This window comes from Photobacterium proteolyticum, assembly GCF_001939735.1.
GTDB lineage: Bacteria > Pseudomonadota > Gammaproteobacteria > Enterobacterales > Vibrionaceae > Photobacterium > Photobacterium proteolyticum.
Genome location: NZ_MJIL01000095.1, coordinates 299,768 through 310,913, shown reverse-complemented (window position 1 = coordinate 310,913; position 11,146 = coordinate 299,768). Strand labels below are relative to the sequence as shown.

The 11,146-nt window shown below is 47.8% G+C and carries 7 protein-coding genes; 3 read left to right on the top strand and 4 right to left on the bottom strand.

Going from position 1 to position 11,146, the window contains the following annotated elements; translation table 11 throughout:
- Positions 1-233: 233 nt before the first annotated feature.
- The 3 genes from gcvP to BIT28_RS24830 form a co-directional block, all read right to left on the bottom strand.
- Positions 234-3,113 (bottom strand): aminomethyl-transferring glycine dehydrogenase, encoded by a 2,880-nt coding sequence (gene gcvP / locus BIT28_RS24840; protein WP_075767618.1) that lies wholly within the window; start codon positions 3,111-3,113, stop codon positions 234-236.
- Positions 3,114-3,243: 130 nt separating this feature from the next.
- Positions 3,244-3,624: a glycine cleavage system protein GcvH gene (gcvH, locus tag BIT28_RS24835; protein ID WP_075767617.1), complete on the bottom strand. Its 381-nt coding sequence runs from the start codon at positions 3,622-3,624 to the stop codon at positions 3,244-3,246.
- 110 nt (positions 3,625-3,734) lie between these two features.
- Positions 3,735-5,030, bottom strand: coding sequence for a serine hydroxymethyltransferase (locus BIT28_RS24830; protein ID WP_075767616.1), 1,296 nt, complete (start codon positions 5,028-5,030; stop codon positions 3,735-3,737).
- Between the two features lie 574 nt (positions 5,031-5,604).
- Between BIT28_RS24830 and BIT28_RS24825 the strand changes: the two genes are divergently transcribed.
- The 3 genes from BIT28_RS24825 (at position 5,605) to BIT28_RS24815 (ending at position 8,124) form a co-directional block, all read left to right on the top strand.
- A complete protein-coding gene (locus tag BIT28_RS24825) occupies positions 5,605-6,240 on the top strand; it encodes a helix-turn-helix domain-containing protein (RefSeq protein ID WP_075767615.1) in 636 nt (211 codons plus the stop codon).
- 331 nt (positions 6,241-6,571) lie between these two features.
- Complete coding sequence (gene gcvT / locus BIT28_RS24820; protein ID WP_075767614.1) at positions 6,572-7,690, top strand: glycine cleavage system aminomethyltransferase GcvT; 1,119 nt, start codon at positions 6,572-6,574, stop codon at positions 7,688-7,690.
- A gap of 155 nt (positions 7,691-7,845) precedes the next feature.
- The gene (locus tag BIT28_RS24815) at positions 7,846-8,124 is read left to right on the top strand and encodes a hypothetical protein (RefSeq protein ID WP_245823869.1); all 279 of its coding nucleotides are present in this window, start codon (positions 7,846-7,848) and stop codon (positions 8,122-8,124) included.
- A gap of 835 nt (positions 8,125-8,959) precedes the next feature.
- On the opposite strand, the gene pdsS is transcribed toward BIT28_RS24815, so the two are convergent.
- Complete coding sequence (pdsS, locus tag BIT28_RS24810; RefSeq protein WP_245823867.1) at positions 8,960-11,140, bottom strand: proteobacterial dedicated sortase system histidine kinase; 2,181 nt, start codon at positions 11,138-11,140, stop codon at positions 8,960-8,962.
- Between the last annotated feature and the right edge of the window lie 6 nt (positions 11,141-11,146).

The following is an 11,146-nucleotide window of genomic DNA, read 5'->3' as shown; positions in this document are numbered from 1 at the left end:
TCATAGGTTCATCTGGTGATACAGATGGTTCACTCATTAAGCGGTGAACAACGCTTCATACGACTTCAGGTCGCACGGGCAGAAGTGATTTAGAGAACACGTCAGATTAGATTCATCTCGATCCTGTTATTGGCTATCTTCAAATGATTCTCGTGATAAGAGAAAGAAAATGGACAAACCGAAGTTTGTCCATTTTTTATTAGGTTTGTCCAAATTTTAAACAGACGACTGCATTAGTCTTCAATGTAGTTCTCAATACCAGGGCAAGAACATACTAGGTTACGGTCACCAAATACGTTATCAACCCGGTTAACCGTCGGCCAGTACTTGGCGTCCTTGGTCTGGTTTGACGGGAAGCAACCTAGCTCGCGGCTGTAGCTGCGGTTCCACTCGGTTTCCATCAAGTCTGCCTGAGTGTGTGGTGCGTGGACTAGCGGGTTGTCTGCCAGATCCCACTCGCCATCTTGAACTCGGGCAATCTCGTGGCGGATTGCGATCATCGCATCACAGAAGCGATCCAGTTCAGCCAGGTCTTCTGATTCTGTTGGCTCGATCATCAGTGTACCGGCAACAGGGAATGACATGGTTGGCGCGTGGAAGCCGTAGTCCATCAGACGCTTCGCGACGTCTTCCTCAGAGATGCCAGAGGCTTCCTTGATTGGACGGATGTCGATAATACATTCGTGAGCAATACGGCCGTGTGTACCGCGGTACAGAACAGGGTAGTGCGGACGTAGACGCTCCATCACGTAGTTTGCGCCAAGGATAGCCAGTTTAGTGGCTTCAGTGAGGCCTTCTTCACCCATCATCGCAATGTAAGCGTATGAGATTGGCAGGATTGAAGCAGAACCTAGTTCAGCAGCTGATACAGCGTACTGAGGCTTGTCGCTTTCAGAGCTTTCTGTGTGACCCGGCAGGAACGGAGCCAGGTGCGATTTAACACCGATAGGACCCATGCCCGGACCGCCACCACCGTGTGGGATACAGAATGTCTTGTGCAGGTTAAGGTGTGAAACGTCAGAGCCGATGAAGCCAGGGCTAGTCAGACCAACCTGGGCGTTCATGTTGGCACCGTCAAGGTAAACCTGACCGCCAGCTTCGTGTACCAGCTCACACACTTCCTGAACGGCTTCTTCGTATACACCGTGGGTAGAAGGGTAGGTGATCATGATGCACGACAGGTTGTCGCGATGTTTTTCAATCTTCGCTTTCAGATCTTCAACGTCGATGTTACCCAGATCGTCACAGCCAACAACGACTACTTTCATCGATACCATAGCAGCAGAGGCCGGGTTAGTGCCGTGTGCAGAGCTTGGGATCAAACATACGTTACGGTGTGAATCGCCGTTAGACTCGTGGTAACGCTGGATTGCAATCAGACCGGCGTACTCACCCTGGGCACCTGAGTTAGGCTGTAGCGAGAATGCATCGTAGCCTGTTACCGAGCACAGCATTTCAGAGAACTTCTCGGCCAGCTCAGCATACCCCTTCGCCTGATCAGCCGGAGCAAATGGGTGCAGGGCACCGAACTCAGGCCAGGTGACAGGGATCATTTCAGCAGCAGCATTTAGCTTCATGGTACAGCTGCCTAGCGGGATCATGCCGTGAGTAAGTGAGTAGTCTTTGTTTTCCAGCTTCTTCATGTAACGCATCATCTGCGTTTCACTATGGTGCTCGCTAAATACTGGGTGCGTCAGGTACTTGCTGGTACGACGGCAGCTTTCTGGAATTGCTGCAAATTCGTCTGAAGCGATATCAGCCGTGAACATGGATGCTTTTAGAGCATCACCGCTGAACAGAGCAAGCAACTCTTCGATATCTTCAACCTTGGTGGTTTCGTCAATGCTGATACCAAGCTGAACGTCATATTTACGCAGGTTGATGCCGGCATCGAGTGCTTTTTTGTAGAACTCGTTCGTTTTCTTGCCAGTGTTTAGCGTGATGGTGTCGAAGAAGGTGTCATGCGCCAGTTCGATGCCAGAGTTGCGCAGGCCAGCTGCAAGAATTGCTGTTAGGTGGTGGACACGGCGGCCGATTTTACGCAGGCCTTCCGGACCGTGGTAAAGGGCATAGAATGCAGCCATGTTTGCCAGAAGCGCCTGAGCGGTACAGATGTTAGACGTCGCTTTTTCACGACGGATATGCTGTTCACGCGTCTGCATTGCCATACGCAGGGCTTGGTTATCTTTGGAATCTTTCGATACGCCGATAACGCGGCCTGGCATTGTACGCTTGTGCTTGTCTTTGGTTGCCATGAAGCCCGCGTGCGGACCACCGAAGCCCATCGGTACACCGAAGCGCTGGGCACTACCGATAACAACGTCGGCACCCATTTCGCCAGGTGATTTCAGAAGCGTTAGTGCAAGCAGATCAGAGGCAACGGCAACCAGTGTTTTCTTGGCGTGTGCTTTTTCGATAGTTTCAGTCAGATCGACTACGTTACCGCTGGTGCCCGGGTACTGAACCAGGGCGCCGAATACGTCGTGGTTGTCCAGCTCGTCGATAGAGCCAGTGATGATTTCAATGCCAATATAACCGGCACGAGTACGAACGACATCTACAGTCTGCGGGTGCAGGTCGTTCGATACAAAGAATGCTTTGCTCTTGTTCTTACCCGCACGCTGACAAAGGGTCATTGCTTCGGCAGCTGCTGTTGCTTCATCAAGCAATGAGGCATTAGCCAGTTCCATACCAGTTAGATCCATGATCATCTGCTGGTAGTTAAGAAGTGACTCAAGGCGGCCCTGAGAGATTTCTGGCTGGTAAGGAGTATAGGCTGTGTACCAACCTGGATTTTCCAGGACGTTACGCAGAATAACGTTTGGCGTTAAGGTGTTGTAGTAACCCTGACCGATAAAACTGCGGTTAATGATATTCTTGCTCGCCATGGCTTTTAGGTTGGCAAGCATATCTGCTTCGCTTTGAGGCTGGTCTAACTTCATTGGTTCTGGCAGGCGAATTGCCGCCGGGACGGTTTCTTCAATCAGCTGATCAACGCTTGCAACGCCGATAGTTTCCAGCATGATTTTTTGTTGTGCTGAATCCGGGCCATTATGACGACCTGCGAATTCCTTATCGTCACTTAATGCATTTAGAAGAGTCATGTCGGTCATGGTTCTTTCCTGAACAGTTACTGCCTATTACACCTGAGCATGATGCAATAGTGGGAAGTCATCGAGAGTAGGTTGAAAACGGCTTTTAAGCGGAAAATGTTTTTCTCGTTACCTAAAAGCCGGTATTCAATTAGTCTTCGTCGATAGACGCTAGGTATTTCTCACCGTCGATAAGCTTGCTTAGCTCTTCAACATCGGCCACTTTGATTTTAGCAATCCAGCCGCCTTCGTACGGTTCTTCGTTGATCAGCTCAGGGCTGTCTTCCAGCTCTTCGTTGATTTCAACAATTTCACCGGTTACAGGCGCGTAGATGTCAGAGGCTGCTTTTACAGATTCAACGAGAGAGAAAGACTCGCCAGCTTCTGTTGAGTCACCAACTTCTGGAAGATCAACGAATACAACGTCACCTAGTAGGCCCTGAGCGTGGTTAGAGATACCCATAGTGATAGTGCCGTCACCGTTGTCGCGTACCCACTCATGGCTTTCAGCGAACTTCAATGTATTTTCCATTTTTACTCCTTGCGCAATGCTTCCGCAGATTTTGTTTATTTTTACAGGCCCGTCTAGAAATGCATCGGGCCACAGAGTTTCGGTTTGTCTTAATCAATAATCGTAGAGGATTACTGATATAGCGGGAAACGGCTGCACAGTTTCTGTACCTGCTGTTTCACACGTTGCTCAACTTCACTGTTGTCTTCCTGGTTGGCAACCAGACCGTCAAGTACATCACCGATCCACTCACCGATTTGTTTGAACTCTTCAGAGCCAAAGCCACGGCTTGTGCCCGCTGGGGTACCAAGACGAATGCCTGATGTAACCATAGGCTTTTCTGGGTCGAATGGGATGCCATTCTTATTACAGGTGATACCTGCACGTTCCAGTGCCTCTTCAACCTGATTACCTTTCAGTCCCTTAGGACGAAGGTCAACCAGCATCAGGTGCGTATCTGTACCATCAGTAACAATATCGCAACCGCGAGCTTGCAGGACTTCCGCTAGTACTTTCGCGTTGTTGATCACATTTTTAATGTACAGTTTGAATTCAGGCTCTAAGGCTTCACCCAGAGCAACCGCTTTGCCGGCAATAACATGCATCAGCGGACCGCCCTGAAGGCCTGGGAACACTGCTGAGTTGATTTTCTTGTTAATGTCTTCGTGGTTAGTCAGGATCATACCGCCACGAGGACCACGCAGTGTTTTGTGCGTTGTAGTGGTTACAACGTGTGCGTGTGGGATTGGGTTAGGGTGCTCACCAGCGGCGATTAGGCCGGCAATGTGTGCCATATCAACCATCAGATATGCGCCAACTTCGTCGGCAATTGCGCGGAACTTGGCAAAGTCGATTTGACGAGGAATGGCTGAACCGCCGGCAATAATCATCTTAGGCTGGCTTTCGATAGCAAGCTCACGTACTTGGTCGTAGTCGATTTCGCAGTTTCCTTCGCTGACGCCGTATTGAACCGCATTGAACCACTTGCCGGAAAGGGCAGGGCGAGCACCGTGAGTTAAGTGGCCACCGGCATCCAGAGACATGCCCAGGATGGTGTCACCCGGCTGAAGCAGTGCAAGCATGACTGCACCGTTGGCCTGGGCGCCAGAGTGTGGCTGAACGTTCACGTACTCGCACTGGAAAAGTTGTTTGGCACGAGCAATGGCGATTTTCTCTACTTCGTCGACATGTTCACAGCCACCGTAGTAACGGCGTCCTGCGTAGCCTTCAGCGTATTTGTTGGTTAAACAGCTACCTTGTGCTTGCATAACCGCTTTAGAAACGATGTTCTCAGAGGCAATCAGCTCGATTTGCTGGTTCTGGCGGTTTAGTTCTGCCTCGATGCCTGCGTTGACTGCTCCGTCCACCTGAGCAAGATTGGTGGAGAAGAACATTTCTAAATCGTGGTTTTGGTATGAAGCTTTCATTTCACGTTATCCTCAAGTGCGCCCTAGTGGGTGTTCCATTTCCAGAGCCGTTGGCTGTTTTGTTGTTATGGATAATATCTGCAGCTTATTGCCCTAATCAGACGAAAAAATGATTCCGAATGTCTAACTGACCCTAACAACTGCGTAACATACCTTTCTATAGATAGCCGATCAAACGAAAATTTCCAATAGTGGAACATCGTCCACTTTAGTGTCGTGCATTTTAAGCAAACGTTTGCGTCTTGTCATGTGAATTTCTGTAAAAAGGCCAATTTCTTAGTCATTATTAAGTTTATTGGTGTCGTTGCGATGTGGTTAAATTCGGTAACAAACCCAGTTCTGGTAAGGGTTTTGTAAGTATTTTGCAAATGAGGTAATGTGGGAGAAAGGAATGTGCCGCAGTGCAATTATTGCCCTGTTAGGCAGTCAAAAAGGAAGCAGAAAAGTTGATGTTTCCTTTTGGAAACTTTGTTTCAAATATGATGCATGGGTCAAACTTTTTTATTCGTATGACTTTTAAGTTTCCGATCGGCTATGCCAAAATGAAGTATCAGTAGTACCAAGGAGGGATGTAATGAGTGACGAACAACAGCTTGATGTCTACCCATCGATGACGGTGGCGAAAGAACAGGGTGCAGATAAAGACGAAAAAATCGAACCGCTGAAACTCGGCAAGCGACTCAAAGAAATCCGGATGGCCCATGGCCTGACACTGGAAGAAGCCAGCAAGCGTACTGGTCTTGCCCGTTCGACGCTCTCAAAGATTGAGAACGAACAAATTTCTCCGACATTCCAGGCAATGCAAAAGTTGGCTGGCGGCCTGGAAATTGATATTCCTCAGCTATTTGCGCCTCCCAAGCAGATTAAGGCAACGGGCCGTAGAGACATTACCCGTCAGGATGAAGGTAAACCTCACCCGACAACGACCTATGAGCATGAGCTGCTGGCCACACAGTTGACCAAGAAGAAGATGATGCCGTTCAAATCACGGGTAAGAGCGCGTCAGTTTGAGGACTACTCTGATTGGATCCGCCATGACGGCGAAGAGTTCCTGCTTGTTCTCTCCGGAGAGATCACTTTCTTCTCTGAATTCTACGAGCCGGTGCAGCTTAAAGAAGGTGACTCCGTTTACTACGATGCCACAATGGGGCATATGCTGGTGTCTATCAGTAAAGAGGATGCACACATCCTATGGGTGACCGCATCGTGACAACCTCGCAACGGGCGATTGTTTGGCAATGAACTATGATGTTTATTGCCATTCCAAACGTGACCAGCCCGGAGGGCTGTAACTCATCGGAACAGGTGATACAGGTTATTAACAACAGGGCAAAGCTGGCTTCTTGATTACCGTATCGTTCGTTTTTGTATGACTGCAAAGTCAGACAAAAGGAAATATTTTACGTCTTTGTGAAATTATGTGATGTCGCGCAGTTTGAACTGAAAGAAACTTTGTTTACTATAGGAAACCTAGTTTAACATAGTCGCAACAAGTGATATGGAAAATAGCCGCATGCTCGCGGTTCACGGAGTATAAACGTATGTCCCAAGAATTACTGGTAACACCTCTGCACGCACTTCATGTTGAGATGGGTGCAAAAATGGTTCCTTTTGCTGGCTTCGACATGCCTGTTCAATACGCATTAGGCGTTCGCAAAGAACATATTCACTGCCGTGAAGCAGCAGGTCTGTTTGATGTGTCGCATATGGGGCAGCTTCGCCTTCATGGTGCCAATGCTGCGAAAGCACTGGAAGCTCTGGTTCCTGTCGATATTATTGACTTGCCAGCAGGCAAGCAGCGTTATGCCTTCTTTACCAATGAGCAAGGCGGGATCCTTGATGATCTGATGGTGACAAACTTTGGTGATCACCTATTTGTTGTTGTTAATGCGGCATGTAAAGATCAGGATATTGCTCACATCAAAGCGCACTTGCCTGAAGACGTTGAGATGGAACTAATTGACGACCGTGCATTGCTTGCGCTTCAGGGCCCTAAAGCGGCTGAAGTGTTGGCTCGTCTGAATCCTGCTGTCAGCGATATGCTGTTCATGGATGCGGTCTCTATTGACCTGCTTGGTGCTGAGTGTCTGGTAAGCCGTTCTGGCTACACAGGTGAAGATGGCTATGAGATTTCTGTTCCTGCCGATAAGGCGGAAGAATTAGCTCGTGAGTTGCTTGGCAACGCTGAAGTTGAGTGGATTGGTCTGGGTGCGCGTGATTCACTGCGTCTGGAATGTGGTCTATGTTTGTACGGCAATGATATCGACCCGACGACTACGCCAGTAGAAGCTAGCCTGTTGTGGGGTATCAGCAAGCCTCGTCGCGCAGACGGTGAGCGCGCTGGTGGTTTCCCTGGTGCAGATTTGATCCTTGAGCAAATCAAGACCAAAGATGTTGCTCGTAAGCGTATCGGTCTGGTTGGTCAGTCTAAGGCTCCGGTTCGTGAAGGTAGCAAGTTATTTGATGCTGACGATAACGAAGTGGGTATCGTAACCAGCGGTACTTTTGGTCCGACTAAAGGTGCACCGGTTGCAATGGCTTATGTGAAGACGGATCTGGCTCAGATTGGTACTGAGTTGTTTGCTGAAGTGCGTGGCAAGAAGCTTCCGATGACTGTCGAGAAAATGCCTTTCGTGCCTCAAAACTATTACCGTGGATAAGAACAAAGTCGACCGTGGTGAGTAGATAGTTAAACTGTCTGATACTGAAGGAAAAGGAGCCGATGGCTCCTTTTTTATTGAGTGTCTCATTAATAAGCTGGCGTTGTCGTTGTTCATCAACTTCACTTAAAAGGTCAAAAATTACCTTGGTGTGAATGATGATGAAACGAAGTGCACTATTGATGGTTGGTGTGGCTGTTTTCTTTATGGCGCCGGCACATTCAGAAACCTTGTTGATGAAATATGATGAATACATGGATCGTTGTCTTAGTACCTATGGCGAAGACAAGGTGACGAAAAGTGTATGCGAATCTCAATACCAAGCTATCGAAAAAAAAGAACAGGAGCTGATGGCGCAGGCTGATAGCGGCGATCAAAAGTCGTGGATACCAGCATCGTCGCAAGATGGACTGCGTGAAGAGCGAATAAAATAAGTTTTAACTGAACAATCACTTTAATTACTCCTCAAGCGTAATAACGGGTAAGGGGGCTAAAGCGTATGAAAGCCATGTGCTGAAAATAGTGCTTTTCCATAATCGTCTCTTATTCGATTGTGGTTATTATCTTCACCGTAGAGATCATTATTTTCGGAATCAATGAATCGCGGAAGTTCGATCGTACTGACCTTCCACTCTGCCAATAATTTAAGTGCCTTCTATTGGTTGAGCGGTAAATTGACGTCTTTATTATCACTGTGCTGATGTGGCGTTTCATACTTTGTTATTCAAGGTGGTAGGTTTAACTCTGCGAGTGATGACAAGTAATGAACTGTAATGATGAGAGTAGTAGAGGCTCAAAAGCCAAAAAATCAAAAAGTTACATTCACAAAGCTGCTTCTGTTGTGCTGTTCAGGTTCGATTTAGCCTCAGCCGTTAGTATCAATAATGTAATCTAAATAGAGGAAGGCATATTGGACACCATTGTTAGTTTGTTATTAATCAATAAACACACTTGCATTTATCAATGGGTCCTGTGTCATACAGTTCACATCTTTCGTTGTTGTTAACAAAGTTCAGATATTTGCTTACTCCCAAAGGGAAGGCATAGCTTTGGCATGGTAGCATTCATCGGATTATAAGCGTCCCAAGTTTAATCGGGACTGCTGGTTGGATAATTTATGCAAAATATGCTGTTTGAAGTGTTGTTAGCTATTGCTGCAATAACGATTGCTATCGGATTGTATACAGCAGTGGTGTAGACATAAGTGAAGCACGTTAAGGTGCTATGTTATACCCAAACTATTTATATTTAAGTAGTTTGGGTATGGCTTTAATTGTCGATGATTTGTACGGGAAGGGTAATCACAACCTCAACACCCTGCTGATCAAGACGGTTTTTTAGTTCAATTTCACCATGATGGAATTGGGTGATCAGGCGGGCAATAAACAGTCCAAGACCGAGGTGGGGTTTAGTTTGCTTTTGCTGACTGCGTACCGATACCATTGAATTGAGCAGTTGATCCGACATATCGTCAGGCAGTAGCGGACCTCGATTACTGACGGTGAGAATTGCAGATAATCCTTTCTGAACCAATGACACCTCAATCGCATCTTCACTGTTGCTAAAGTCTTCTGCATTGGCGATTAACTTGTCCAGAAGCTGGGCAAGGTAATCGGGTGCCCCATAAATGAAAATGTCCGAGTTACCAGTCTGTACATCAAAAGCCTGATGAGGGTAGGCCATTTGGTAGCCCTGCATGCACCCCGTTACAAGCTCGTTGAGCGGAAAACGTTCTTTTTCGGCTCCCTGAAGGCTCTGCTCGATTCGCGTTGCTTCTGTCATGCTTGAAAGGATAGTACTCAAGCGATGTACACCGTCCTGTGCGCGAGCAATGTAACGTTGCGAGTCTTCATCCTGGTTGTGCATTGACAGGTTTTCTATCGATGAACGAACGACGGCAACCGGCGTTCTTAGTTCGTGCGAAAGGCGAGAAGAAAGGTTCTCCAAATAATGGTTATATTGTCCTAATCGCCCCACCATCGCAGCCATACTTCGGGAGAGGTCGCCGATTTCATCAGCATCTTTGGTCGGTGAAATGTGTTGCTGAATACGTCCCTGGCTGTCAATGGCCTGCTCGGCTTCGTCACGAAGGCGGCGGATCCGCGATGAAATTTTCGATGCGAACAAGAATAGAGTGACGGTACCAATAGCCATTATGGTCAGAATAGCGTTAAACAGCTGCTCCATTGCCCGGTTACGCAAGGTTTGAATACCGACTGTTGATTCTTCGGCAATTACGGCTCCCATCACATTGTCGCCCAACCAGATAGGGTAGGCCGCAGCAAGGATCATAGCCTTCCCATCTTCTGACTGCCGCCAGTGGGAGTACCCGCGTCCACTCAGCGCCTGCGAGACATGCACGCCCTTAACCAAGGCTTCATCCTTGAGAGAGTCGACAAATTCGGTAGGCTCGGAAATAAAATAGCGATAATAAAGCGGATGAAGCACTTTTTTCTCGATAGTTGACCACCACGAATCGTCATTACCGGCGTATTTAACCGATGACGACCATACGCCGTTTGAGTCTTGGATATTGCCAGTTTGTGCGAGTACGCGCTGGTGGCGATCAATAACCCAGATACGGGTGCTGGTGTGTCCCATACCCTTTAAGATTTTCTCGATTTCCGGGGAAGGAACCAATACTGTGCCCAAGCGATTAAGATGAGAGGTATTGGAGGTACCAATGATTGTCTCGATTTCACGGTTCTGACTGTTATTGACATCGTAGAACGCAAAGCCCAGTTTGTTGCCGAGGAACGAGAGTGGGATCCTGAGCTCGATGTTGTATCCCTTGTCGGTTGTTCGCCAATAGCCCTGAATTTGGTTTTGCAGGATCAGGTTGGTTGAGTCAGTGATATCATCGGTGATTTGCCATGCATTGACCCAGCCATCTTCATGGGCGGCAACAACATAGCGGAAGAACTCACCGTCAGGTGAGGTCATCGCGATGATCAGGTGGTCGTTGCGGTCAACTCGAACGGAGTTCTTCCGGCGCATGATAGGGTTCTTATCCTTCACTTCGAAGGCGGCATACAGGTAGCCGTCATATTTTCCGACAAGATGGCGGAAGTTGATACTGTTATTGTTATACGGGCGACGGCTGAACTGAACATATTCACGCCCGTAGTGCACCATTCTGTCGTCATAGTCTGTCCAATCAGTAAGCTGGCCATTGAGGGTGATTGGCGACTGAAGTTCATAGGCATATAAGTCGCGCCCTTTTTTGACTGACTCCAGGAAGCTGGCTTGAGAGCTAAACAGTTTTGGGCGTTCGTTCAATGCAGTGGCGACAGCACGGGTTGTGCCTACCAGCGTCTGCTCCTGTCCCTGACGTAGCAGTTTTTCCATTTCAAGAATATATTTATAGCCAACCCAGGGCAGGGTAAGCAGAAAGCTTGAAATCAGAATGACTTTTAATCTGAGGCCGATACGAAATTTAGGCATATTCATGATCAA

What these genes read in the sequence shown, in the direction of transcription:
- gcvP (WP_075767618.1), bottom strand. Translation starts at nt 3,113, where the DNA reads ATGACCGACATGACTCTTCTAAATGCATTAAGTGACGATAAGGAATTC.
- gcvH (WP_075767617.1), bottom strand. Translation starts at nt 3,624, where the DNA reads ATGGAAAATACATTGAAGTTCGCTGAAAGCCATGAGTGGGTACGCGAC.
- BIT28_RS24830 (WP_075767616.1), bottom strand. Translation starts at nt 5,030, where the DNA reads ATGAAAGCTTCATACCAAAACCACGATTTAGAAATGTTCTTCTCCACC.
- BIT28_RS24825 (WP_075767615.1), top strand. Translation starts at nt 5,605, where the DNA reads ATGAGTGACGAACAACAGCTTGATGTCTACCCATCGATGACGGTGGCG.
- gcvT (WP_075767614.1), top strand. Translation starts at nt 6,572, where the DNA reads ATGTCCCAAGAATTACTGGTAACACCTCTGCACGCACTTCATGTTGAG.
- BIT28_RS24815 (WP_245823869.1), top strand. Translation starts at nt 7,846, where the DNA reads ATGATGATGAAACGAAGTGCACTATTGATGGTTGGTGTGGCTGTTTTC.
- pdsS (WP_245823867.1), bottom strand. Translation starts at nt 11,140, where the DNA reads ATGAATATGCCTAAATTTCGTATCGGCCTCAGATTAAAAGTCATTCTG.